Origin of the sequence: Rhodococcus sp. 14-2483-1-1 (assembly GCF_002259335.1) — a bacterium.
GTDB lineage: Bacteria > Actinomycetota > Actinomycetes > Mycobacteriales > Mycobacteriaceae > Rhodococcoides.
The window spans coordinates 165,943-188,232 of the sequence record NZ_NPFX01000006.1 but is presented as its reverse complement, the minus strand read 5'-3'; the positions used below and the strand labels follow the sequence as shown (position 1 = coordinate 188,232).

Below are 22,290 nucleotides of genomic sequence, written 5' to 3'. Positions count from 1 at the left end.
GGTTGCGGGTCGGGTCGTTCGCAAACGCGCGCGCACTTGTCATCCGCGTTCGGAATAGTGATCGGATTCAGGGGATTTCACGCAAATGCGCTCGCGTTTGCGGGGTGGGTACGCGGCCGCATCGCCCAATTCGAGGTGCACGCCCCAAAACGAGGTGGCAGTCCAGCGATGCTGCTTGCTACCGTCGGGGCATGCATTTGATCTTCGAGTGACGGACTACGTAAGCACCACCGAGCGCCGGGAATACCGGCGTCTGTTGGTGCCGTCGTTCTGGGACCGTCGTGGTCCAGTCCCGTCAACTCAGGCGCACTTATTGTGGTGCGCTTGCTCTTTGGAGATCAAATGTCACATTCAACAGCTGTTTCTGCGCGCTCCGACGCTCAACTCATCGCCTCGAACATCACTGTCGCCTTCGGCGGATCGACTGTATTGAGCGGTGTCGACATCGCGGTGACTGCCGCATCGCGGTGGGCGATCGTGGGCGAGAACGGGCGCGGCAAGTCAACCCTCCTGAACGTCCTGGCCGAAAGGCTGACGCCGGATTCCGGCTGCATATCATGCGTCGGAACTGTCGGAGTGGCCGAGCAAGAAATGATTACCAACGATGAACGAACAGTGGGCGAGGTGCTTCGAGAATCCGTCGCCGATTCGATTGTGGCTTTGGCGAATCTCGACGCCGCCGCGGAGGAACTCGCTACTGGCGCCGGGGGAGCCGAGCAGAGGTACTCCATAGCATTGGAGCGAGTCGAGTCTCTCGATGCGTGGGACGCCGAGCGGCGGGTGGATATCGCTCTCGATGGCCTCGGCGCGGTGAGTGACAGATCTCGGCTACTGACCGAACTGTCTGTCGGACAACGTTATCGGGTGAGACTGGCGTGCCTACTCGGAGGGAATCACGATTTCTTGCTGCTCGACGAGCCGACCAATCACCTCGACCGAGCGGGCCTCGACTATCTGACGGACCGACTTCGAGCTCGTACAGGCGGCGTCGTTGTGGTCAGCCACGACCGTGCGCTGATCTCCGATGTAGCGCAACAGATTCTGGACCTCGACCCGACGCCGGACGGCCGGCCACGCATCTACGGCGACGGATACGACAGCTATCGCGCCGGGCGTGCTGCCGAGCTGGTCAGGTGGGAGCAGGAGCATCGACAGCAATTGGCGGAGACGGCGAGACTGCGCGAGGATCTGAGCAAGGCGCAGAACAGGCTCGTCGGCAGTTGGAGACCCGACAAGGGCACGAACAAGCATCAACGTGCCACCCGCGCCGGGGGTCTCGTACGGAACGTGCAACGCCGGCAGCAAGATTTGGAATCTCAGCTGCTGCCCGTTCCGGAACCCCCTCAGCGGTTGAGGTTTCCGGAGATCGCTGCAGCATCCGGTTCTTCCCTGTTGATTGCGGATGATGTCGCAGTCGATGGTCGGCTGAATGGGCCGGTGTCTTTGAACCTGGAGGCGGGCGGCAAGCAGGTGGTGACCGGCCCCAATGGGTCGGGAAAGTCCACACTGCTGTCCGTGCTGGCGGGTGAGCTGGATCCGACGGCTGGGCAGGTTCAGGCTTCTTGTGCTGCGCGAGTGGTTCTGCTGCGGCAGGAGTCCGCACTACCTCCAGAATGTTCAGCAGGGCAGTACTTCCGGTCCTGTAGCGGCATGACAGTTTCGTTGTCTTCGCTCGGTCTTTTGCGATCGAGGGAGACGAATAAGCGAATCGGGGAGCTCTCGATGGGTCAACAGCGTCGACTCGATCTGGCGCTCGCACTGGCTCGCCGCCCACACGTCCTGTTGCTCGACGAGCCGACGAATCACCTGTCCATCGCTTTGGTGGACGAATTGACCCAGGCATTGCAAGCAACCGACGCGGCCGTGGTTGTCTGCACCCACGATCGACAGATGCGTCGGGACCTGAGCGACTGGAATGTTCTTGATCTCGAGGGTGAACGATAGACGCGGGACCGGGTACTCCGACTCACGCGCACGCGTCGGGGCCGTCGAAAGCGCCCACGAATCCGCACGCGAAGGTGCGGGAGACCTTCCATTCGTTGTCCCAACGGACGAAGGGAATCGGACCGACCGGATAGGGCTCGATATTTCCCAGATGCCCTTGCCCACTCGCGTGGACCGCGTCCGGTCCGACAGGCTCGACCGTCGTGAATTCGATGTGTTGTGGATCGGGTTGGGCACCCCACGCGCGTGCGAGTGACACGTTGCGTTCGACGGGTCCGTCGAACAGACGAGCCCGATCATCCTCCCGTATACCGTAATTCAGGCTTGCAGCGAGAAGCTCGGTGAGTTGCTCTGCGGTGGGAACGGTGTCGTTGACCGGCGGAGGGGGAGGGGAGAACTGGGTCGAACGAACCGAGGCCACCGGAACTCGGGGTTCATCGACTTCGGCAGGCGCGCAGGCACAGACCATCATCACGAGAGCGATAGCAGACACTCCGGCGCTTCTCATCCGCTCAGTATGTACCGATTGTCGTACCACCACTGCTTATTGCCAACGCAATTGGCCGTCGACCACGGTAGGAGTTTGACCGTCGAAGGCTGTGCCGGTCTCGAGGCTATCGGCCAAGTCCGTCAACATCGCGCTCAACGATGGCCACTTGGGGCCTGCGCCGTCGGCGTCGACCTTCTGGAACTCTGTGACGCAACCATGGAGAGGGCCCCACCGAGCGTCGACGAACAGCAGATAGCCGTCTGCTCCCGCGAACGGAATGAACTCAGGCAAGTAGGTTCCGACGTACTCTCCAGCTGCCGTTCCGACCTGAGGTTCGGCACCCATCTCGGCGTCGATCTCACCCCAGATGTCGAGCTCGAGCTGACGTTCGCTGACGGTGCGGTCGACATCGAACAGCTCGTGCATAGGAAAGATCGAAACCCAGTTTTCGCGGGGGAAGCCATTGACCAGACGGAAGAACGACGTCAATTCCTCGGGCCACAGGCCGCCGGTTGAACGCATTGCGTCCTGAATCTGTTCGTCCGCGGCACCGGCGATCGAGACGGACGAGACGTTGTCCGTGAGCCACTGTGCAATTCGGTCCCATTGTTCGGCAACCGATTTGGGTGGAGTCGGAGCTGCGTTGGCGACTCCGGCGTCGTACTCGGTCTGCTGCTCTATGCGTCGACGTAGATCATCGTCGCTCGCGGTACTGCTGCCATCGGCGGTCGATACCGCCTCACCGTCGCCGATTCGATAGTTCCGCGCGGGGCCGAGCTGAGTGCCGTCGTCCGCGTGCGTCAATTCGCGACCGGTCTGTATCGCCTGCGCAACGGCCTCGTCCCAATCTGCTGATTCGCCAGTACGAATCGTGCTGCTGATGGTCTCGGCACTGCGGGCCGATACGAACCACTTCATCGAGGTTGTTCTCCTTTCGGTGCGACCGAGATGCTCACGAGGTTGGACGACGCGAATCCGGTAGGCGACTGTTATGAGCGGTGGTGATGACGATGACTGGAACTGCCACTGGAGCAACAAGAGCGATCAATCCGACTGCCACCGCAGGCGTGGCGTTTGTGACGTCCCAGAGCGCCGTCACAACGGTCCACGCACCGATCACGGAGACGGCCTGGGCCGCAACCCGCAGCGCTGTGACCTTCAAAGGGGAAGCGACTGCGAATTTTCCGATGATTACCGGCAAATAGTGGCCTTCGTTCACGCGCGATAATTGCCTGGTCGCGATCGTCATCATCGCCGCACCGAGCGCAGCGACCAGAAGACCGACAAACAGCATGCACGGTACGATACGCGACGGAGGGCTTTAGACTTCCAGGATGACGAAAGCACCCGACAGTCAGCGACGTAAAGCCCCGTCCTGGTTGCGTGAGACAGCCGTACTCGTCGTCGTCGCGCTGGTGCTGAGTGTTCTGCTTCAGACGTTCGTCGGTCGGGTGTACTTGATTCCGTCCCAGTCCATGGAGCCCACCTTGCATGGGTGTCCGGGGTGTACAGGTGATCGAATCGTGGTGGACAAGATCACCTTTCGCTTCGGTGATCCGCAGCCCGGTGATGTGGTGGTGTTCAAGGCACCGACGTCGTCGTGGAACGTCGGCTACACCTCGACGCGATCGACCAACCCGATCGCCAAGGCATTGCAAGACGCGGGTTCGTGGGCCGGACTGGTCGCGCCCGACGAGAACGATCTGGTGAAACGAGTCATCGCAACCGGCGGGCAGACCGTGCAGTGTTGCGACTCCCAGGGGCGCGTCGAAGTAGACGGGCAGCCACTCGACGAGCCGTACGTAGTCATGGATTTCCCGTTCGTCGCGAACACGCTCACGTGCGAGACCCTGCCGCAGTCCGGTCGCTGCTTCGGCCCGGTGACCGTACCGTCTGGCAATCTCTGGATGATGGGCGACAATCGAAGCGGCTCAGCCGATTCCAGATCTCATGCCAGGGATGAACTCGGCGGCACCGTTCCGGTCGACGATGTCATCGGAAAGGCGCGTCTGATCGTGTTGCCACCCTCGCGCTGGGGAACCATCGATTCGCCGTCGATCCAGCAACGCTGATCAGAACCCGAGATCGCGTTTGCGACGCTCACGCTCGAGTTGGCGCTGCTCCTCTGCGCGTTCCCGGCAGCGACGAAGAAATTCGGCGTCGGCTTCGGGATTCTGGGCAGCCTGGCGGCCGGGCCGCGTCTCGTATTCCGGGAACTCGGAGTTGGTTGCCCTCCGGTAGCCGGAGCCGCCGCCTGGACCTCCCCAGATTCCACCCCCAATCGGGCGTCCCGCGAACAGCCAGGCCAGCGATCCTGCAAACGGTAGAAACACCACGAGCAGCAGCCAGACGATCTTGGGGAGATACCGGACCCCGCCGTCATCGGCAGTGATCACGTCGATCAGGCAGAACACCCACAGCAGCATCACCAGCAAACCGACGTACGGCATTCGATCCTCCACGCTCGAGACCATCCGGTCTGTTGTATCGAGGATCGTAGCGGGAGAATCGTGAATTCGACAGTGGAAGAGCACGGACCCGGGCCGGAAAGTAATCGCTGGCCGAGTGCGTTGTCCCCTGCTACCTTCTGTGCGACGTACGAGACCGAGGAGGTGGTAGCCGTGAACGCAGTACCGACATGGATGCTCCTTCGGAGTGACACGATCTGACAGCAGGTCGGTCCGGGAGCGCCGTTGATCAGCTCCCGAAAGGCACGACCATGCATTTCACGTCCGAACAACGTCTCGATGATCATGTCCTCGAACGCAAGTTCACACTCGGCGACATTCCCGGGATCCTGTGGACTCCGGTATTCCGTACTGTTCCAACACCTTTGATTCTCTTCGGCCATCCCGGTGGTCTCGATATGATGTATTCCCGTCTTGCCGCTCGGGCGCGACACGCGGTGAGCGCAGGTTACGCCGCAGCAACCCTCGAACTACCGGGTAGCGGGATGCGTCCGCGATCTGTTGTCGCCGAGCAGGCTCGAGCAGATCTGCGCCGAGCAGTGGGAGCCGGCGAACCGGTCACCGACGACATCATCGATCGACTCGTCCTTCCACTGGTCGAGAAGGCGGTACCGGAGTTGCAGGCTGCTCTGGATTCTCTCCTCACTCTCCCCGGAGTTGTTGGACCTGTCGGCTATTCGGGAGGCGTGACGGCCATCGGAGTTCGACTCGCGGCTGTTGAGCCACGCATCGCGGCCGCGCTGCTGTTCGCCGGTAGCTTCGTGCCCCGCGTCATGTTCGACGAGGCCAAGCAGGTGAGCATTCCGCTGCAGGTTCTTCTGCAATGGGACGACGAAGGAAACGACAGGAACATGGCGTTGAATTTGTTCGACGCTTTCGGCTCGACCCAAAAAACGTTGCACGCCAACATGGGTGGGCACACCGGCGTCCCGCACTTCGAGGGCGACGATGGAAACAGATTCTTCGACCGGCATCTGAAGTAGTTGCGCGAGGTCGGGTCGATCAGTGACCAGCGCAGTAGATGAACAGAGACGATCCCCGCGCGCCCCTGGTCAGCACAACGGAGACAGGGTCTCTCGATCCCTGAGCGGGGCGCGACATGGACAGCATCTCGGCTTCGCAACTGAAGCCCAGTGAGGTCCAGCTGGTCTTCGTGGCGGTGCCGCACGTAGCCGGTTGTAGCGGGGGATACGACGGGTTGGCCGCAGTGACAGCCGGCCCGTCCAATTCCTTCGGTGCGTCGAATCGAGCGGACCACGCGGGTTGGCCCACGAACTCCGAGTACATGACGCCCTGAGTGAACTGGAATCCATCCGGGATTGTGAAGGCGATCTTCTCCACCTCGCGCGACGCATCGTCTTCGTCCATGGACATGGGTTTTCCGGGCTCGAAGGAACCACACGAGGTGGTGAGAAGGACCAGCAATGCAAGCGCTGCCTTCCACGAACTGTTCATGTCATCACCGATCTCGGGTGAGGATGCCGTATGCGGAAATCGGTAGCTCTCGGAGGAATCCCAATCCTGCGACGCGTCGGCACCCGTCCAATTCGACTGTGAGGTGGGTGGATCCGGAACCGTCGGGGCGAGTCAGGTCGGTAGAGGCAAACAGTGTTGCCGGAGTCGAGCACGGCTGAGCGATAGGCGCGTCGACGATGTAGCCGAGCAATTCGATGCTGTCCGGCCGGTCAACGGTGAAGGACGTTCCCATCACGGTCTCGTATTCGGCAGGCAAGGCATCCGCGTCTTCGGATCGGGCGTACGTGCAGACCTGCAAGAATCCGACGTCGTCTGTGGGTGCCACCAAAGCCGGAGGAAGCATCGAATCGCCTGTGCGTCGACGCTCGACTGCACTGGCAACGTCGGCGTCGGAGGTCTCGTAGAATTCCCCGCTCATAGCTGGGCCCGAACACACAGTCGCGTAGTCGTAGTCGTAGCCCGTGGAGTAGACGGTCCGAGAAACTTCGTCCAGTTCGTTCAACAACTGAAGCGGCTCGTCTCGTAGTCCGCACGGTTCGGCGGGCCAGGCGGGACGAAATGCTCGACCCGATGCGTCGACGAACCACAGTCCGACGGGTGCTTCGATCGAGTAGGCACAGCTCGCCATGATGCCGCTTGCAAAACGATTCGAGGGGACTGCGAACTCGCCCATCGCGGCCTGGACGTCTCCGCGGAGACGGACCGAATCCAACATCAGCACGTTGTCGTCACTGAGCGCCCGTTCGCATCTGAGCACTTCGACCGGCTCGAAATATCGCGGGGGATAGCCCGGCGTAGGGGCGTCGACAGTGACGTTCGGATCCCACACAGAGCCGCCCAGTGCGGAGACGATGTCGTCGGCCATGCAGTTCGGAGTCCGCGTGGTGCTGGCGGTGAGTGGTCGATAGGACTCCGTGTCGGACTCGGCGAAAGGCAAAATGTGGCCGCAGGATGTCAGCAGTCCGCACAGTGTGATCACTGGAATCGCCCGAGCGGATCTACGCATACTGCAGGCTACTCAGCATCGCTTTGCGTACTGGGCACCTGTTCCTCGTCCGGCACGGTGGAACGATGAGAGCAGGGTGACGGTGATCATGGCCAGAAAGACTGCTGGATAGGTGAATTGAACGGCAGCCTCGAAAGCGGGTGATCCCTCGAACATGAAGATTCCGATTGCTTTGATTCCGCGGTAGTCGGTGAAATACCAGGCGATCATCGGTGCGGTGACCGCTACCGGTGCCAGCCAGCTCCACCAGGTGCGACGGCGAATGGCGTAGTCGATGGCGACGATGGCCAACGGTATGCACCACACCCAGTGGTGACCCCATGCGAAAGGAGACACCATCGGCGTCGCGAGGCCGCAGATCACCAATGCCAGCAACGTCTTACCTGCTTTGTGCGCGCGTGCAGCTGTCCAGAGAGCGAGGAAGGCAACGGCGGCGGCAATGACAAACCAGACCATGAACGGCGGTGTGTGGCCCGGCCACACACGAGCCAGGGCTCCGTGGATCGACTGATTTGCCGGTGACGCGAGTGCCCCGATCCGTTCGGAGTCGACCATCGTCGCGGTCCAGAACTTCCACGAATCGGAAGGGATGATCAGGAATCCTGCTGCAACGGTGAGCATGAAGGCGGCACCCGCGGTGAGCGCCGCGCGCCACTGTCTGACGGCCAGAAGATAGAGGACGAAGAACGCGGGAGTCAGCTTGAGCCCCGCAGCAATTCCCACACCGACACCGCGGAGACGACTGCCCTCACCTCGGTTGAGATCGAACAGAACCAACACCAGCAACAGAAGGTTGATCTGCCCGAGCCAGATGGTCATGCGCACGGGCTCGAGCCAGGTGAACGCGATCGCCATCGGCGCGCTGACGAGATACGTTCCGCCGCTACGATGTCCGAGCGCCCGCCAGCTCAGGACTACCGTCGCGTAGACCAGCAGCACATTGATCACCTGCAGCAGTGTCACGGCAGTCGTCACGGTGAGCAGCGCGAGCGGGGTGAAGGCCAATGCCGCGAACGGCGGGTAGGTGAAGGGCAATCCGACGTCGAACAGCGCGAACTCGTACAGCGGCTGACCATTCAGGACTACCTCGCCGCCGTGTCGGTAGACGATGGTGTCTATTCCGTTGCCGAAGAGGCCGAACGGCACTTTCCATCCCAGGAAGTACGCATGTGCTGCGATGGCGATGCACGCTGCAAGGGTCGATCCCGCCAGCCATCGAGGACCGAAGCGATCCGGCGTCGTGTGTCCAGGTTGAATCGGAACGGACTGCGCGCGTGTGCCTTCGACGAACGACTCTTGCCCAGCATGCGTACGCGATCCAGTTTCGGTTCGTAACGGCATGTAGCTGGACGACGTCATGAAAGACACGATAGAACGTTGTGGCTGTGACCAGGGACGCGACACGGACTGACCGGTCGTTTTATGGAGCAGTCGTCACAACGCACCGGGTCCAGTCCCTGAATCGACGCCGCGATCCAGATGCACTACTTGTTTCTGGACGGGAACAAGGAATTCAGTTGGTATCGAGGATGGTTCGACGAGCCGTGTTTCTTGCCAGCCGAATCGGCTTCGGGTCCGCGTCGCACGAACTGCCCGGCTATCGAACCGATGAGTGCGATACCGAACCCCAGACATTGAAGTCCGGTCATGTTCTGTCCCAGTGCGATCCATCCGACGACTGCCGCAGTCAGAGGGCTCAGTACGCCGAGGAGTGTGATGTTGGCGGGAGGAAGAGCGCGGGCACCGCGAAACCACAGTGAATAGGCCAAGGCACCGCCTATCACTGCGAGCCAGGCATAGCCGACTACAGCCTCGGTATCGATTGCCCATGGACCGTCGTCGACGATCGGAATCAACGGAGAAATGACAATGCCGCCGACGAGTAATTGCCACGCAGTGGAATTGAGCGGGTTGGTGATGGGTGGCACGCCCCAGCGTCTCGTGAAAGTGACACCGGTGGCCATGCTGACCGTTCCGACTACTGCAGCGGCGAGACCGATTGCGTCGAGTCGGATTGTGCCCGATGTGGCCGTCAGTGCGACCCCGGCGACGGCGACGATGGCCCATCCGATCTGCACTGGGCGTGTGCGTCCCCAGTCGAACCCCGTGGATATCGCGATGATGATGAGTGGTTGCGCAGACCCGACGACTGCGGCGACCCCTCCGGGTAGTCGGTAGGCCGCCACGAACAGCATCGGAAAGAACACGCCGATGTTCAATACGCCGAGGGTTGCGGTCTTCAGTCGCCAACCCTTGCTGGGTATGCCTGGCGCGACGAGCAGCAGAAGTAGTCCGGCGGGCACCGCACGCAGGACGCTGGCCGTCATCGGCCGATCCGGAGGAAGAAGTTCGGTGGTCACCAGGTATGTCGTGCCCCAGAGGATGGGAGCAAGGGCAGCAGCGGCCGTCAATCCGAGAGTCGAGGAGGCGATGTCACGCGGGAGGCGTCGACCATCGGTTGGTTGTGTCTGCGTGCGAGGTGTCCGCATTGTTGGCTCATCTCCGGGACCGGGTCCCTGAACATCTTAACGCTCAACTATCTAGTGTTGAACGGTAGGACTGCCGTGTCAGAATGTCAACAATTGAGCGCTGAAGTTTTGAAGGGTGGTTGGTCGATGGCGAACGAGGCACTCGACGCAGTGGACCGGATAGTCGAGCAATGGCAGGCCGAGCGGCCCGATGTGGATGTCAGCCCTATGGCCGTTATCGGCCGCATCAGCCGAGCAGCATCCGTTCTGGACAAGCGCACGCAGGCAGTGTTGGTCGAATTCGGTTTGCAGTCAGGTGAATTCGACCTGATTGCGACGCTCCGACGCGCCGGGGCTCCGCATCGTCTTACCGTCGGACAGTTGTTGGACAGCGCGATGGTGACGTCGGGCGCTGTTACGCACCGTCTGAACCGGCTGACCGGCAAGGGGCTGATCGAGCGAGAAATCGATCCCACCAACCGTCGGGTGGTCATCGTGCAATTGACGCCGGCCGGAATTGCCGCAGTGGATGCCGCGCTACCCGCGCACGTGGCCAACGAGGAAGCTCTGCTCAGGTCACTGAATCCGGATGAGCGAAGCCAACTTGCAGGCTTGTTGAAAAGACTTCTCCTGGACCTTCGGTGAAGGTGTGGCGATCGGTCACTCGCACAAGGCCTTCCGTATCGCGACGAACTGTGGTACTTGTTGTTCTATGAACACATTCGACGCGTCGAAAGGCGCATGAGCGCCCGTAGTCACCCCACCTCCGGTTCCAGTGCACCGAGGTGCAGATCATGAAGCTTGCCGAGGCCCTCGCTGAACGAGGGGAACTGATCAAGCGCTCCGAACATCTGAAGGTTCGGATTCTGGCGAATGCCCGCCACCAGGACGGTGAATCACCGGCCGAAGATGCTTCGATTCTGTTGTTGGAGTACGGATCTGCACTCGATCGGCTCGAAGAACTCATACGCAGGATCAACCGGACCAACAGCACCGCGAGGATGCGGGACGGAACCATCACCGATGCGCTCGCGTCCCGCGACGTGCTGCGTATGCGTCACAGGGCGATCTCCGCCGCGGCGGACGCGGCGTCGGGACGTGATCAGGAGCGCAGGTACGGCCCGCGTCAACTGCGATCGGAGTTGGTCTATGTAGCAGCTCTTCCGGTTGCCGAATTGCGCTCTGCTGCGGACGATATCGCCCAACGGATTCGGTTGGTGGACCTGGCGATCCAACGCGTCAACTGGGAGTTCGACCTGATCGAGTAGCGCTCCACATGCCGGGTAGTAGGTAGTTTTCGTTCGAGGCGAGCACGTGCCGTGGCCGGCGGTTTCCGGTCCTTCTCCTGCGTGATGAGCGGCGTCACGGGCATTGCCCGATCACATTGCAGCTCAGTACGATTCACGGAGTACGGCGCACATAACACAACGCACTACCGTGTGCTGATCGAACGAAGACGAGGGTGGGTAAGGGGCCACCCGGCATCATGGTCTCCGCGGCTGTTCGCGGCTAGTCTGAACAGTATGAAGGCTCCATCGATATCTCTGGAACGGCCCGCTCTGATCGTCGTCGACGTGCAGGCTGGGTTCGATGATTCCGACTTCTGGGGTCCACGTGACAACCCGCTGTGCGAGAGCAATATCGCTGCACTCGTTGGCTTGTGGAGATCGAAGGCATGGCCGATCGTGTTCGTTCGACACGACTCCGACAACCCGCAGTCACCGCTGGCACCGGCGGGTGCGGGGCACGCCTTCAAGGACATCCTCGAGGGGACACCTGATCTGTTGATCAGCAAGCGAGTCAACTCGAGCTTCTACGGCACGCCGGATCTACACGCCTGGCTTCGCAATGAAGGCATCGATCAGGTGGTGATCTGCGGAATCACCACCAATCACTGCTGCGAGACAACCGCACGGATGGCGGGCAACCTCGGCTATGACACCTATTTCGTCATCGACGCGACCCATACGTTCGATCGCATCGCACTCGATGGAACCACGGTGCCTGCCGCGACATTGTCGGCAGTCACGGCAACAAACCTGCACGGTGAATTCGCAACAGTGGTTACGACGGAGGCCATGCTCTCGAACTGAGGAAGGCGCACAATGCAAGTGTCAGGTCGACTGTCCCCGGAGGAATTCTGGGAACAGATGAACCAGATCGAGGGCCGTGTTCTTTCGGGAGCTCGGCAGGTGCGCGTGTTCGGGCTGAAAGAGTGGGTCGGACCGATCATGATCGGGGACTGGGAGTGGGTGGACGACCGGTTGTCGTCCGCCGGACTCGTGCACGGTACTCCCGACGGCGACGTGTCTGTGCAGATCAACACCGTGGTCGGAGATCCTCGACGGGAGGTGGTTCGAGCGATCGAACGCGCTACCGGGATCTCACCGATGCAGCCCGAATACGAGAATCGGCACCGGGCAGTCAGCGATGCTCCAGGAGAGACCGTGTCGATTCTTGCCGATGGAGTGAGTATCGAATTCACGCAGTGGGGTGGACGTGATCGATGGTGGGCCGCAGGCGTGGTCGACGATGTGGCACTCTTCCTCGAAGGTCGAAACTACCCGGTGCACTCCGTCCATCTGAACGAAATCGACGAAATGCAGCCCTATCTGGACGGTTTGCGAGAATACGTGCGGACTGTTCGCGGGGGAATGTAGGCAGTCCGTACCCTGACCGGGCCGGTCACGGCGGTAGTGACGGCCGTTGCGATCCAATTGATTGCTAGGATTTGATACCGTTCGGTATGGATAGTCGGAAGACGGCAGGGCTGGCGGGGCCGATTGTGCTGCTGTACTTGGGCTTTTTCGCTTCGATCACCGTGATCACGTCTCTTGTTCACGGGTTGTTCGAGCCTCGGATGAACTGGGCCGAAATCGGATTGGGCGGAGCACTCGTGTTCTCGTTCATGGTTATTGCCGGTTTCGCTGCGTGCGTGTCGGCGGTGTCGATGCTCGCCGCCTCCCCGAGGTTTCCCGGAATAGTGGCAACCCCAGGTTCCTCCGTCGGGCGGAAGGTCGAGTCGTTCGGCGCGACTGCGATCGCATTCTTGGTTCTCGCACTTGCCTTCGCCGGTACCCTCCCATGGCTCGGGATATTGGCCCCGATTGTCGCGGGGTGGGCGTGCGTGAACACACTTCGGATCTACCGGTCATTCACGTTGTCCGGACGAGCGCCGGCAGCGGGGTAGTTGTGAATACCGCCCTTGCGCTCGGGCTGATCGTGGGCGTCGTTGCGTTCAGCTACGCCTCGTCAGTCGGGTTGCGAGGAAAGGCACTGCATCCCGACTTCTACGGCCGCGACGCACCGGATCGAGTGAAAACTTCGCCGCACCTGCGCGCCGCGGCTAACAGGCTGTTCGCAATCTGTGGCATCGTCGCCGCCATTCTGCTTCTGGCTCCCCTGGTATGGCTGTTCTCAGACCTACATCATCACAGAACAGCGTGGGAGCTGGCCGGGCTGGCAGCCTACGTCTTCGTCGTCGTAGTAATCGGCGGCTACCCGTTCGAGAAGATCAAGACCTTGTGACCATTTCGATCGGTAACCGTCGCATATATGCGTGGAAGACACCGCACGCAGTCTGACAGGCTGGAAGCCATGACCCGATCATTCGAGGAGATGGTGGCCGAAGCGGACTCCGTTTCGGTCGACGGCTGGGACTTTTCCTGGTTGGACGGCCGCGCGACCGAAGAGCGACCGACATGGGGTTATCAGCGGCTCATGGGCGAACGGCTGGCCATGGCCGAGGCTGCGCTCGATATCCAGACAGGTGGGGGAGAGGTCCTGGCGGGAGCATCTTCGTTCCCACCGGTAATGGTGGCGACCGAATCATGGCCACCGAACGTCGCGCAAGCGACCGCACTCCTGCATCCGCGCGGGGCGGTGGTAGTAGTCGACTCCGACGAGCCACCGCTGCCTTTTGCCGACGAAGCTTTCGATCTGGTGACGAGCAGACACCCCGCCACTGTGTGGTGGGAGGAAATTGCTCGCGTCCTGCGCTCGGGTGGAACCTATTTCGCTCAGCACGTGGGGCATGCGAGCGTCTTCGAACTCGTGGAATATTTTCTTGGCCGCCAGCCCGATGAGATTCGGCGCGCTCGTCATTACGAGGACGAGAGCGCGGCTGCACAAGCCGCTGGACTCGAGGTGATGGACATTCGATTCGAGTCATTGCGAATCGAGTTCTACGACATCGGCTCTGTCGTTTACTTCTTGCGCAAAGTTATCTGGATGGTTCCGGGATTCACCGTCGAGCAGTATCGCGATCGGTTACGCGAACTGCACGAACAAATCCTGAGGGAGGGACCATTCGTCGCGCACTCGAGCCGATTCCTCATCGAGGCCAGAAAATCCGGATGACTGGGCGTGGCTTCGGTCTATCCATCAGGGCCCGGTGTCACGAGAACAGTGACGGCACGGTACGTGAGCGCGTCTTGGACTCCGCCACCTTCTGTTCCCCGAGCCGCCGCGCGCCAGGGCCCTGTTGCCCGAGAACGTCATTCGGATTCGAATATGGGCACGATGTGAGTGACAGGCATCCGCATCCGATGCAGTTCGAGAAGTTGTCGCGTAGTGCAGTCAGCTCATCGATTCGTGCCGTCAGGTCGTCGTGCCACTGTCGTGAAATTCGCATCCAGTCACGTTTGCCCGGAATCTGCTGCTCCGGCAGTTGATCCAGTGCGTCCTTGATCTTCTCGAGGGACACCCCGAGGCGTTGGGCAGTTCTGATGAATGCGATGACGCGTAGTACATCTCTGCGGTACTCACGCCGGTTTCCACTGGTGCGCCGACTCGAGATCAATCCCACTTGCTCGTAATAGTGCAGGGCGGACACCGCGACGCCGGCACGTTCGGCGACCTGACCGGGCTTGAGCCACACGGCGTCGGTATCGAGTCGTGTCATGACATTCTTCCTGATTCTCGTTCGCCTTGACGTCAAGTGGACTTGATGAAGTGCACTGTACATCGCACTCGACGGCGATGGCAGGAGAGAAAATTGACGACAACGATCACGATGTGGGCCGACGTGCGGTGCCCGTGGTGCTGGATCGGACACCGACAGCTCGGCAGGGCGCTCGATCAACTCGGTCCCGATACGAAGGTCGAATACAGGAGCCTTCTGCTCGAACCCGACGGTCCGGCCCAGCCTGGAATGACAGTCCGAGATGCAGCGCTGACTTCCTGGGGTTTCGACGCCGCACGCTGGGCGGCGCAGAGAAACCGAATTGTCCAAGGTGGCGCTGCTGAGACGCTCACCATCGACATCGACACCTCGTTGACGGTCGACTCGCGTGCTGCGCACCGTCTTCTCAAACTCGTCGCGGCTCGCCGATTGAATCGATTTGTGGCGTGGGATGCACTGTACTCGAGCCATTTCGAGCGCAATGAAGATATCGGTGACTGGATTGTTCTGCGCTCGATCGGACTTCGAGTAGGACTGGCCGACGATGGCATCACGCGGCTCGAAGAATCTGACGAATACTCCAGCGACGTCGACGACGATCTTCGTCGTGCAGCCGACCTCGGCATAAGCTCCGTGCCGACTGTCATGGTCGACTCTGTACGTGCCACGGGAGATCTGAGCCTGAGCGTCCCTCGGCTGGCGAACGGGCCGGTGGTCGACCGATGAGTGCCACGATGCGCGCCGCTGCCATCGACGAACACGGGCCTGCGTCGGTGCTGAGGACCAGAACGCTTCCTCGGCCCGCACCGCGCGCAGGTGAAGTGCTGGTGAAAGTGCAGGTAGCAGGAGTTCAGCTGACGGACGCGGCAATTCGCGGGGGATGGGTGCCCCCGGGTGCGAGTATCGAGTTCCCGCAGATCCTCGGCAACGAATTCTCGGGAACCGTCGAGGCGCTCGGCCGGAATGTTCACGACGTGGCCGTCGGCGATGCGGTTCTCGGGTTCCGTGTGCTCGGCTGTTACGCGAAGTACGTCACGGTTCCCAGCAGTCAGATCGTCCGAAAGCCGACCACTGTCTCGTGGCGCGCCGCGGGGGCACTATCGGCGTCCGGCCAGACAGCGCACACTGCGCTGGGACGGTTGAGAGCACGCCCAGGCGAAACCCTGCTCGTGCACGGTGCCGCGGGTGGGGTGGGTTCGATGGCGGTGCAGTTGGCACGCCACCGTGGCCTGCATGTAGTCGGCACCGCAAGCCCGGTCAACCACCGGTACATCGCGGGGATGGGGGCGACACCGGTCACCTACGGCGACGGCCAGCTCGAACGAATCAGGGCCGAGGCGCCGGACGGAATCGATCTGGTGCTCGACGCGGCCGGGCATGAGAACCTCCGTACTGCAGTCGATCTACTGCCCGACCGAACTCGAATCGGCACGATCGTCGACATGGTCCTGGCGAAAGAGCTCGACTGTCGGTGGATCTCGAGCGACAGGTCTGCTGTGCGACTGCAGGAACTGATCGATCTGTGCGGCTCCGGAAGCCTGGATGTCACGGTGAGAGACGCATACCCGCTCGACAACGCAGCCGATGCACACCGCGATGTGGAAACCGGACACGGTCGAGGCAAGGTCGTACTTCTCGTCGGTGACGAACGCCCATGATCGACAGAGCAGCTCGGCCGGCGAGTGTGCTCCGCGGGCAGCACCGGCCATTGATTCTCGCCCTGCTGTGCATGATGACGTGTGTTGCGTTCGAGTCGTTCGCTATCACCACCGCGCTCCCGGTCATTGCCCATGATCTCGATGCCGAACACTGGTACTCGCTCGCCTACGCGTCGACGCTCACCGCGGCATTGATAGGGATGACCATCGGTGGGAACTGGGCGGACCGTCGCGGAGTCGTGGTGCCTCTGGCGGTGGGAGGGTCCACCTTCGTAGTCGGTATCGCACTCTGCGTCGTGGCACCCACGATGGAAGTGTTCGTAGCAGGCCGACTTCTGCAGGGGATCGGCGGCGGAATCGACTCCGTCGTGGTGTACGTCGTCATCGCACAGTTCATCCCGGCCGGACTACACCCACGCGTATTCGGTCTGCTGACGGCAGCGTGGCTCCTGCCCGGTATTGCAGGACCACTGGTCACCGGTGTGGTCGTCGAGTTCGTCGGCTGGCGAACGGTGTTCGCGCTGGTTCTGATCGGTTCCGCAGCCTCGTTGATGTCGCTGCTGATCATGGTGCGTGGTTCGGCCCGGATAAGCACCGGCACAGCCATATTCGGCACTCGGGGAGTGTGGGCTGTCGTTGCAGCGGCAGGTGTGCTTGCGTTGCACCACACAAGTCAGCAGGAAATTCGTGTTCTAGTCCCCGGCACTCTGTGCGCCGTTGCGCTGATCGGGCTGTCCGCAACGCGGCTTCTTCCCCAGGGCACCTTCAGGATTCGGCCAGGCATTCCTCGGCTGACGGCGCTGCGCGGACTGCTCGGCGCGACCGTCGCGGCGACGGACATCTATCTGCCGCTCTACCTCCAACGCCAGCTCGACTACAGTCCCAGTCGCTCCGGTCTGATTGTCGCACTCGGGGCCCTCGGATGGATCGCAGGTGCGTGGCTGCAGGGCAGAACCTCCGGCCGCAGCGGTGGACACACTCTCGTGCGAAAAGCGGCGATGTTGGTACTGATCGGGCCGGTGTCTGCGTTGCTGTTCATCACCGGTGCGATACCGGTAGCTGCACTGGTGGGCGGATGCATCGTCATGGGAACAGGAATGGGCATGGCGTACCCGCGAATCACTGCCAACGTTCTCGCCGAGTCCATCGAGGAAGAACAGGGAACAAACAGCTCTGCCTTGCAGATCTCGGAGTCGATGAGTCAATCGATCCTGATTGCAGTGACGGGTGCGGTGCTTTCTCTCGCGATCTTGCACGAATTCACGATCGCGTACAGCCTCGTCGTCGGTGTGGGGGTAGCCGCTGTTCTTCTTGCGCGGCAGTCCGTTCCAAGCTGAGCTGAATGTCAGCAGAGAGGCATCCCCTTCAGCAGCCTCTCGTACAGCTCCTCGATGGCCGCGTATACCTCTGCGGGATCGATGTACTTGTTCTCCTCGCGCAGTGCGCTTTCCAGGGCCTCACCGTCTTCGATGTATCCGGGAACCAACACGTACCAACGGTAGCCATGGGGGCGTAGCCGCACACCGGCCTCGGCCAGATAGGAACTGATGTCGTCGTTCTCAGCCTTCACGTCGTCGTCGGTCCAAGGCTCGAACCACACTTCCTCCGGCGGCCCGCTGGGGTGACCGCGAGTCACTCTCATGGGAGGGTGCGCGGACGCGGGATAAGGGGTTCGGTAGCACCGACGGGGTCCGGCGACCCACGCGGTAAGCGCGCCGTGACCGTTCGTAATGACTTCGACGTACCGACCGGCAGCCAGACCGTCGGGAAGCTCGCCGCCGGCCTCGGCCGTGGGGTAGGTACTCCAATATTGAGCCATCCTGTCCTCTTTCGTCGTCTGCGTCCCGTCAGCGCGATACCACGCCGACCTCCGAGTCGCTCTGACTCGGGGACGATGCTGACGCGTCGTCGAATATTTCACGGGCTCGGGCGATTCGGTGTTGGTTCTGTTCGGTCCATTCGACGAGAGCTTGGATGGTGCCCAGCAATGTTCGGCCCAGTTCCGACAGCCGGTACTCGACGCGCGGTGGGATTTCCGGATACATCCGTCGGTCGATCAGCCCGTCGCGCTCGAGGTTGCGCAGAGTCACCGTCAGCATGCGGGTGCTGATGCCGTCGATTTCTCGTCGGAGCTCTCCGAATCGAAACGTCTGCTCTTCCAGCAGTGCAATCACCAGAAGCGACCATTTGTCTGCGACGCGATCGAGAATCTGCCTGACGCCGCAGTCCTCTCGCGCGTCCCATTGGTATGCCTCACGCCCATCTCGGCAACATCCGTCCACTACCTGGTCGCTTCCCTGTGGGGAACCGACTGACTTCGAAGTGCCTTCTTGTGCCATGCGTTCATGATCGCCCAGGCTGAGGCCGGTTACAAGAAGTAACCGACTCATTTTTCGTCACCGAGGAGAACATTGTGACCGAATCCGACACTGCTATCGAAGGCGATGCGACGAAGCGACCGCGACAGGCGTGGGCTGTTCTGGGTGTCGTGACCGGAGCCTTGTTTCTCGAGGGCATCGACATCGCAATGTTGAACGTGGCGGTGCCGAGTATTGCGTCCGACATCGGGCTCGAGACCGGCTCAGCCCACTGGGTGATCAGCGCCTACGTGCTTGCGTACGCAGGCTTCATGATTCTGGGAGGTCGCGTCGCCGATGTACTCGGACGACGACGGGTTTTCCTGACAGCCCTCGCTGTGTTCGCGGTATTCTCGGCCATCGGTGGGCTAGCGGAAGAATCCTGGGTGCTGATTGTGGTCCGCTTCATCACCGGTGCTACTGCAGGCTTCATGACGCCGGCTGGATTCAGTCTCCTGACCACCGCGTTTCCCGAAGGCGCATTGCGCAGCAAGGCACTTGCGGTCTATGGCGCAATCGGTGCATCCGGGTTCCTTCTCGGAGTGGTCGCCGGTGGTCTGCTCACATCTCTGGACTGGAGGTTGGTCTTCTTCGTACCGGCCGTGCTGGGACTCGGATTCTTAGTTGCAGGTTGGTATCTCATCGTGTCCGACGTGCCTGAGCCTGGGAGTGGGGCTCGCGGATCTTTCGACCTCCTCGGTGGGACGACGCTGACGGCGGCGATGGTCAGCCTGATCTACGGCATCGTTGCAGTCGGAGAAGACACGTCGAACAATTTGGGGCTGATCGCTTTCGGCTCTGCCGCAGTATTGGGCATTGCCTTCGTGGCGATCGAACGGCGATCGGACGATCCGTTGATTCCTCAGGGAGTGTTGACGACCGGCCTGCTGCCGTGGGCAAGCTCGGTGGGAACACTGTTCATCGGCGCATTCTTTGCCTGGCAATTCGTCTTGACGCTGTATTTCCAAGAGCTACTGGGCTGGACACCGCTGCAGACAGGCTCGGCCTTTGCTGCGATGGGAATCGAACTGGTCATCGCTCCGTTCCTGACGCCGAGGTTGGTAGCACGATGGGGCAACGTATCCGTGATGGCGGCCGGCTTGGGGGCGGTAGCACTCGGTTTCGTTCTTACCCTGCGGTTGACTCGCGACTCGGGATTCATCGATCTGCTGCCGTCGCTTCTGCTGTTGGGCGTTGCCTTCGCATTTATCTACGGACCGTTGACGGCCGCTGCAGTAGAAGGAGTCGACGACGAAAAGCATGGCGTAGCAGGCGGAATCGTGTACACCGGATTTCAGTTCGGCGCCGCTTTGGGCGTGTCCATCGCGACCATCGTCCTCGTCACCGGAGATGCGAAGATTCCCACGATCGACGACTATCGACGCGCGTTGATCGTTCCTGCAGTGGCATCGGTCCTCGCCCTGTTCATCGGTCTACTGCTGCTCCTTCGGCAGCGACATCGCGCGAGTGAGAACGTGGATTGACCGCAACGGTGGTTGCGTCGCGGCGGATGATGCCTTTGGATTGCCTATTGCTCGAAGACTCGGGAAGCAGGAGCTATCCGGGTAGTCTCGACCTCCAATTGTGCATCGATACGGAGTCCCGATATGGCGATCGAGAACCATCACCTCCTCGAGCTTCCTGCGACTGCAGCGTGGCGGCACTGCGGACTGCGAGACGGCTTCGAGGTGGCGTACTTCGCAACGGGTTCAGCAGAAGGTACGACCCAAATCTGGGGTAGCAGCGTCGCGGTGGAAGGAACCGCGAGTTATACAGTCAGCTACCGAGTGGTCGTCGACGAAAATTGGAAAACGCGTGAGGCAAGTATCGAGACGCGGACCCGTGGCGCAACCTGGGTCATGGAACTCGTTCGCGATGAGCACGGTACATGGTTTGTCGACGGTGAAGAACGAGCTGACCTCTCAGCATGTACGGATATCGATCTCGAAGCGTCTGTCGTCACCAACACCATTCCCGTTCACAGGCTCTCGGCCATCTCCGGCCCGCACGAAGTACGCGCGGTGTACGTCCGCGCTACGGAGCGCAGGGTGGAAGTACTCGATCAAACCTATTCATTTCCAATGGTTGGCGCGTCATCGTTTGCATGCGCCTACACAGCCCCGCAATTCGAGTATTCCGCAGATTTGCGGTACGACGCGTCGGGACTCATCGTCGAATACCCGGATCTCGCCACGCGTGTCGATAGCGTTCACGGCGATATCCAGTGATCGGGCGCTCTGATCAGTTGAGTGGCGTACACCAGGCCGGGCCGAGTGGCTGCGGTTGCACGAGATATCGGGACACTCGCCTCTCTCGCCGGATGGGCGTGATGTCTTGATCAGCAATGTATGCACTGCGCCCGATGCCCGAAGTCAGGGATTCGGTGGGAGAGCGTTCGATGCGGTGATGGAGTGGGCTCGTGGAACCGGGATCGCGCGAGCGGAGCTGATGGCGACGCCCTATGGGCTGGGCATGTATGAGCGGAACGGGTTCACTGCCAATGCCTTTCCGGCCATGAGGGCGCAGTTGTGACGATCAGATGTACGCCGTCGCGACCATGGCCACGCCGACGACCGCGGTGGTACTCAGTGCCGTACCGATAGCGTTGTATGCCGCGAGGCCGTAACGTCGCCGTTCGAGTAGGCGCACGGTCTCCACACTTGCCGTGCTGAAAGTGGTGTAGCCACCACAGAATCCGACGCCGACTATGGCCTGCACCTGTTCCGGAGCCGATCTGAACGCGACCAATCCCGCTACGATGCCCAGTGCGGCCGAACCGGTGACGTTGATCAGCACTGTGGCGTACGGAAACTGGGTCTTCAGTCGTGATCGGATGACGCCGTCGAGCACGAATCTGCTGACCGCCCCTGCACTTCCGGCGAGAACGACCCACAGTGCGATCATCGCTTCTCCTCCGCCCGGGTGCCGAACCGTTGCGCGAGAACGATGCCCGCTCCGGCCGCGAACGTTCCGATGACCACGCTGACGGTCATGTACACCGCGGCAGCGACCACACGATGATCTCGTAGCAGCTCCACGGTCTCGAGGGCGAACGAGCTGTACGTGGTGTACGAGCCGAGTACCCCGGTGCCGATGCACAGCCGGATTCGGCGTCGCCATCCCTGGTCGGGGCCGGCCAGTGCGAGGCGCTCCAGCAGCATTCCGAGTACGAACGCACCGGTGAGGTTGATGACGAGAGTGGTGAACGGGAACGAGCCGGCGACGGCCGGGTACACGGACTCCGCGCCGTAGCGAATACCCGTACCCACCACGCCACCGAGAGCTACCGCCGCGATCGCTTGTGGTTGGAGGTGCAGTGGGCGTGACGAACCCGGGCTGTCGGGGTCCACCGGCATGGATCGGTCGGCGGAGGTACCGCTCTGCGTCTCGTCGAATTCGTTCATCGAACTTCTCCCTATCTGCGGACATGCGACTGCCGAGACAGGGACTGTTGTCGGTCCGAAGACCGAGGTTCGGTTACGGCGAGCCCCACCGCCGCTGCGCACCGAGGCGCGTTTTC

28 protein-coding genes are annotated in these 22,290 nt (G+C 61.4%); 15 read left to right on the top strand and 13 right to left on the bottom strand.

Annotated elements, in window-relative coordinates; genetic code table 11:
- Positions 1-342: 342 nt before the first annotated feature.
- The gene (locus tag CH294_RS06005; RefSeq protein WP_094737301.1) at positions 343-1,944 is read left to right on the top strand and encodes an ABC-F family ATP-binding cassette domain-containing protein; all 1,602 of its coding nucleotides are present in this window, start codon (positions 343-345) and stop codon (positions 1,942-1,944) included.
- 22 nt (positions 1,945-1,966) lie between these two features.
- Here CH294_RS06005 and CH294_RS06000 read toward each other — a convergent pair whose 3' ends face one another.
- Genes CH294_RS06000 through CH294_RS05990 form a run of 3 tightly spaced genes read right to left on the bottom strand, consistent with a single transcriptional unit; the run spans position 1,967 to position 3,728 of the window.
- A complete protein-coding gene (locus CH294_RS06000; protein ID WP_094737300.1) occupies positions 1,967-2,452 on the bottom strand; it encodes a hypothetical protein in 486 nt (161 codons plus the stop codon).
- Between the two features lie 36 nt (positions 2,453-2,488).
- Positions 2,489-3,352, bottom strand: a complete 864-nt coding sequence (locus tag CH294_RS05995; protein WP_094737299.1) for a hypothetical protein — start codon at positions 3,350-3,352, stop codon at positions 2,489-2,491.
- A 34-nt stretch (positions 3,353-3,386) separates the two neighbouring features.
- Positions 3,387-3,728, bottom strand: a complete 342-nt coding sequence (locus CH294_RS05990; RefSeq protein ID WP_032405458.1) for a hypothetical protein — start codon at positions 3,726-3,728, stop codon at positions 3,387-3,389.
- 40 nt (positions 3,729-3,768) lie between these two features.
- Here CH294_RS05990 and lepB point away from each other — a divergent pair, with 40 nt between their 5' ends.
- Positions 3,769-4,506, top strand: a complete 738-nt coding sequence (gene lepB / locus CH294_RS05985; RefSeq protein WP_094737298.1) for a signal peptidase I — start codon at positions 3,769-3,771, stop codon at positions 4,504-4,506.
- Here lepB and CH294_RS05980 read toward each other — a convergent pair whose 3' ends face one another.
- A complete protein-coding gene (locus CH294_RS05980) occupies positions 4,507-4,884 on the bottom strand; it encodes a PLD nuclease N-terminal domain-containing protein (protein ID WP_094737374.1) in 378 nt (125 codons plus the stop codon).
- Positions 4,885-5,153: 269 nt separating this feature from the next.
- Here CH294_RS05980 and CH294_RS05975 point away from each other — a divergent pair, with 269 nt between their 5' ends.
- The gene (locus CH294_RS05975; RefSeq protein ID WP_094737297.1) at positions 5,154-5,885 is read left to right on the top strand and encodes an alpha/beta hydrolase; all 732 of its coding nucleotides are present in this window, start codon (positions 5,154-5,156) and stop codon (positions 5,883-5,885) included.
- A gap of 19 nt (positions 5,886-5,904) precedes the next feature.
- On the opposite strand, the gene CH294_RS05970 is transcribed toward CH294_RS05975, so the two are convergent.
- From CH294_RS05970 to CH294_RS05955, 4 genes are all read right to left on the bottom strand, one after another.
- On the bottom strand, positions 5,905-6,357 hold the full coding sequence (locus tag CH294_RS05970) for a hypothetical protein (RefSeq protein ID WP_094737296.1): 453 nt from the start codon (positions 6,355-6,357) through the stop codon (positions 5,905-5,907).
- A gap of 4 nt (positions 6,358-6,361) precedes the next feature.
- Complete coding sequence (locus CH294_RS05965; protein ID WP_141216454.1) at positions 6,362-7,243, bottom strand: hypothetical protein; 882 nt, start codon at positions 7,241-7,243, stop codon at positions 6,362-6,364.
- A 153-nt stretch (positions 7,244-7,396) separates the two neighbouring features.
- The gene (locus CH294_RS05960; RefSeq protein ID WP_249305088.1) at positions 7,397-8,743 is read right to left on the bottom strand and encodes a glycosyltransferase 87 family protein; all 1,347 of its coding nucleotides are present in this window, start codon (positions 8,741-8,743) and stop codon (positions 7,397-7,399) included.
- 125 nt (positions 8,744-8,868) lie between these two features.
- Positions 8,869-9,873 carry an EamA family transporter gene (locus CH294_RS05955; RefSeq protein WP_094737294.1) on the bottom strand — a complete coding sequence of 335 codons (1,005 nt, stop codon included), beginning with the start codon at positions 9,871-9,873 and terminating at the stop codon, positions 8,869-8,871.
- A gap of 93 nt (positions 9,874-9,966) precedes the next feature.
- Between CH294_RS05955 and CH294_RS05950 the strand changes: the two genes are divergently transcribed.
- From CH294_RS05950 to CH294_RS05920, 7 genes are all read left to right on the top strand, one after another.
- Positions 9,967-10,497 carry a MarR family transcriptional regulator gene (locus CH294_RS05950; protein ID WP_230592692.1) on the top strand — a complete coding sequence of 177 codons (531 nt, stop codon included), beginning with the start codon at positions 9,967-9,969 and terminating at the stop codon, positions 10,495-10,497.
- 149 nt (positions 10,498-10,646) lie between these two features.
- Positions 10,647-11,120 carry a DIP1984 family protein gene (locus CH294_RS05945; protein WP_094737372.1) on the top strand — a complete coding sequence of 158 codons (474 nt, stop codon included), beginning with the start codon at positions 10,647-10,649 and terminating at the stop codon, positions 11,118-11,120.
- Between the two features lie 255 nt (positions 11,121-11,375).
- Positions 11,376-11,945 carry a cysteine hydrolase family protein gene (locus CH294_RS05940; protein WP_094737293.1) on the top strand — a complete coding sequence of 190 codons (570 nt, stop codon included), beginning with the start codon at positions 11,376-11,378 and terminating at the stop codon, positions 11,943-11,945.
- A 12-nt stretch (positions 11,946-11,957) separates the two neighbouring features.
- Complete coding sequence (locus CH294_RS05935; protein ID WP_094737292.1) at positions 11,958-12,512, top strand: hypothetical protein; 555 nt, start codon at positions 11,958-11,960, stop codon at positions 12,510-12,512.
- Between the two features lie 86 nt (positions 12,513-12,598).
- On the top strand, positions 12,599-13,042 hold the full coding sequence (locus tag CH294_RS05930) for a hypothetical protein (RefSeq protein WP_141216453.1): 444 nt from the start codon (positions 12,599-12,601) through the stop codon (positions 13,040-13,042).
- 2 nt (positions 13,043-13,044) lie between these two features.
- The gene (locus tag CH294_RS05925) at positions 13,045-13,380 is read left to right on the top strand and encodes a hypothetical protein (protein ID WP_094737290.1); all 336 of its coding nucleotides are present in this window, start codon (positions 13,045-13,047) and stop codon (positions 13,378-13,380) included.
- A 69-nt stretch (positions 13,381-13,449) separates the two neighbouring features.
- Positions 13,450-14,211 carry a class I SAM-dependent methyltransferase gene (locus tag CH294_RS05920; RefSeq protein WP_094737371.1) on the top strand — a complete coding sequence of 254 codons (762 nt, stop codon included), beginning with the start codon at positions 13,450-13,452 and terminating at the stop codon, positions 14,209-14,211.
- Between the two features lie 37 nt (positions 14,212-14,248).
- Here CH294_RS05920 and soxR read toward each other — a convergent pair whose 3' ends face one another.
- The gene (soxR, locus tag CH294_RS05915) at positions 14,249-14,755 is read right to left on the bottom strand and encodes a redox-sensitive transcriptional activator SoxR (RefSeq protein ID WP_094737289.1); all 507 of its coding nucleotides are present in this window, start codon (positions 14,753-14,755) and stop codon (positions 14,249-14,251) included.
- 93 nt (positions 14,756-14,848) lie between these two features.
- Here soxR and CH294_RS05910 point away from each other — a divergent pair, with 93 nt between their 5' ends.
- From CH294_RS05910 to CH294_RS05900, 3 genes are read left to right on the top strand one after another with little or no spacing between them, the layout of a single operon-like run.
- Positions 14,849-15,481 carry a DsbA family oxidoreductase gene (locus tag CH294_RS05910; protein WP_170944599.1) on the top strand — a complete coding sequence of 211 codons (633 nt, stop codon included), beginning with the start codon at positions 14,849-14,851 and terminating at the stop codon, positions 15,479-15,481.
- Positions 15,478-16,413 (top strand): NADP-dependent oxidoreductase, encoded by a 936-nt coding sequence (locus tag CH294_RS05905; protein ID WP_212709767.1) that lies wholly within the window; start codon positions 15,478-15,480, stop codon positions 16,411-16,413. Before CH294_RS05910 ends, CH294_RS05905 begins: the two co-directional genes overlap by 4 nt.
- The gene (locus CH294_RS05900; protein ID WP_212709766.1) at positions 16,410-17,750 is read left to right on the top strand and encodes an MFS transporter; all 1,341 of its coding nucleotides are present in this window, start codon (positions 16,410-16,412) and stop codon (positions 17,748-17,750) included. Before CH294_RS05905 ends, CH294_RS05900 begins: the two co-directional genes overlap by 4 nt.
- 8 nt (positions 17,751-17,758) lie before the next feature.
- Here CH294_RS05900 and CH294_RS27200 read toward each other — a convergent pair whose 3' ends face one another.
- Complete coding sequence (locus CH294_RS27200; protein ID WP_141216451.1) at positions 17,759-18,232, bottom strand: DUF5956 family protein; 474 nt, start codon at positions 18,230-18,232, stop codon at positions 17,759-17,761.
- 28 nt (positions 18,233-18,260) lie between these two features.
- On the bottom strand, positions 18,261-18,623 hold the full coding sequence (locus CH294_RS05890; RefSeq protein ID WP_283164493.1) for a helix-turn-helix domain-containing protein: 363 nt from the start codon (positions 18,621-18,623) through the stop codon (positions 18,261-18,263).
- A 203-nt stretch (positions 18,624-18,826) separates the two neighbouring features.
- Here CH294_RS05890 and CH294_RS05885 point away from each other — a divergent pair, with 203 nt between their 5' ends.
- Both CH294_RS05885 and CH294_RS05880 read left to right on the top strand, forming a co-directional pair.
- Positions 18,827-20,254 carry an MFS transporter gene (locus CH294_RS05885; RefSeq protein ID WP_212709765.1) on the top strand — a complete coding sequence of 476 codons (1,428 nt, stop codon included), beginning with the start codon at positions 18,827-18,829 and terminating at the stop codon, positions 20,252-20,254.
- 123 nt (positions 20,255-20,377) lie between these two features.
- The gene (locus CH294_RS05880) at positions 20,378-20,998 is read left to right on the top strand and encodes a putative glycolipid-binding domain-containing protein (protein ID WP_094737285.1); all 621 of its coding nucleotides are present in this window, start codon (positions 20,378-20,380) and stop codon (positions 20,996-20,998) included.
- 307 nt (positions 20,999-21,305) lie between these two features.
- Here the strand turns inward: CH294_RS05880 and crcB (CH294_RS05870) are convergent, their stop codons facing one another.
- Complete coding sequence (gene crcB, locus CH294_RS05870) at positions 21,306-21,674, bottom strand: fluoride efflux transporter CrcB (protein ID WP_094737283.1); 369 nt, start codon at positions 21,672-21,674, stop codon at positions 21,306-21,308.
- On the bottom strand, positions 21,671-22,174 hold the full coding sequence (gene crcB, locus CH294_RS05865; protein WP_094737282.1) for a fluoride efflux transporter CrcB: 504 nt from the start codon (positions 22,172-22,174) through the stop codon (positions 21,671-21,673). Before crcB (CH294_RS05865) ends, crcB (CH294_RS05870) begins: the two co-directional genes overlap by 4 nt.
- Positions 22,175-22,290: the final 116 nt, after the last annotated feature.

Bases quoted from the DNA above. Each gene is read 5' to 3' on its own strand.
- CH294_RS06005 (WP_094737301.1), top strand. From the start codon at position 343: ATGTCACATTCAACAGCTGTTTCTGCGCGCTCCGACGCTCAACTCATC.
- CH294_RS05990 (WP_032405458.1), bottom strand. From the start codon at position 3,728: ATGCTGTTTGTCGGTCTTCTGGTCGCTGCGCTCGGTGCGGCGATGATG.
- CH294_RS05900 (WP_212709766.1), top strand. From the start codon at position 16,410: ATGATCGACAGAGCAGCTCGGCCGGCGAGTGTGCTCCGCGGGCAGCAC.
- CH294_RS05995 (WP_094737299.1), bottom strand. From the start codon at position 3,352: ATGAAGTGGTTCGTATCGGCCCGCAGTGCCGAGACCATCAGCAGCACG.
- CH294_RS05945 (WP_094737372.1), top strand. From the start codon at position 10,647: ATGAAGCTTGCCGAGGCCCTCGCTGAACGAGGGGAACTGATCAAGCGC.
- CH294_RS06000 (WP_094737300.1), bottom strand. From the start codon at position 2,452: ATGAGAAGCGCCGGAGTGTCTGCTATCGCTCTCGTGATGATGGTCTGT.
- CH294_RS05940 (WP_094737293.1), top strand. From the start codon at position 11,376: ATGAAGGCTCCATCGATATCTCTGGAACGGCCCGCTCTGATCGTCGTC.
- CH294_RS05970 (WP_094737296.1), bottom strand. From the start codon at position 6,357: ATGAACAGTTCGTGGAAGGCAGCGCTTGCATTGCTGGTCCTTCTCACC.
- CH294_RS05980 (WP_094737374.1), bottom strand. From the start codon at position 4,884: ATGCCGTACGTCGGTTTGCTGGTGATGCTGCTGTGGGTGTTCTGCCTG.
- CH294_RS27200 (WP_141216451.1), bottom strand. From the start codon at position 18,232: ATGGCTCAATATTGGAGTACCTACCCCACGGCCGAGGCCGGCGGCGAG.
- crcB (WP_094737282.1), bottom strand. From the start codon at position 22,174: ATGAACGAATTCGACGAGACGCAGAGCGGTACCTCCGCCGACCGATCC.
- crcB (WP_094737283.1), bottom strand. From the start codon at position 21,674: ATGATCGCACTGTGGGTCGTTCTCGCCGGAAGTGCAGGGGCGGTCAGC.
- CH294_RS05960 (WP_249305088.1), bottom strand. From the start codon at position 8,743: ATGACGTCGTCCAGCTACATGCCGTTACGAACCGAAACTGGATCGCGT.
- CH294_RS05965 (WP_141216454.1), bottom strand. From the start codon at position 7,243: ATGGCCGACGACATCGTCTCCGCACTGGGCGGCTCTGTGTGGGATCCG.
- lepB (WP_094737298.1), top strand. From the start codon at position 3,769: ATGACGAAAGCACCCGACAGTCAGCGACGTAAAGCCCCGTCCTGGTTG.
- soxR (WP_094737289.1), bottom strand. From the start codon at position 14,755: ATGACACGACTCGATACCGACGCCGTGTGGCTCAAGCCCGGTCAGGTC.
- CH294_RS05920 (WP_094737371.1), top strand. From the start codon at position 13,450: ATGACCCGATCATTCGAGGAGATGGTGGCCGAAGCGGACTCCGTTTCG.
- CH294_RS05930 (WP_141216453.1), top strand. From the start codon at position 12,599: ATGGATAGTCGGAAGACGGCAGGGCTGGCGGGGCCGATTGTGCTGCTG.
- CH294_RS05955 (WP_094737294.1), bottom strand. From the start codon at position 9,873: ATGCGGACACCTCGCACGCAGACACAACCAACCGATGGTCGACGCCTC.
- CH294_RS05975 (WP_094737297.1), top strand. From the start codon at position 5,154: ATGCATTTCACGTCCGAACAACGTCTCGATGATCATGTCCTCGAACGC.
- CH294_RS05905 (WP_212709767.1), top strand. From the start codon at position 15,478: ATGAGTGCCACGATGCGCGCCGCTGCCATCGACGAACACGGGCCTGCG.
- CH294_RS05880 (WP_094737285.1), top strand. From the start codon at position 20,378: ATGGCGATCGAGAACCATCACCTCCTCGAGCTTCCTGCGACTGCAGCG.
- CH294_RS05935 (WP_094737292.1), top strand. From the start codon at position 11,958: ATGCAAGTGTCAGGTCGACTGTCCCCGGAGGAATTCTGGGAACAGATG.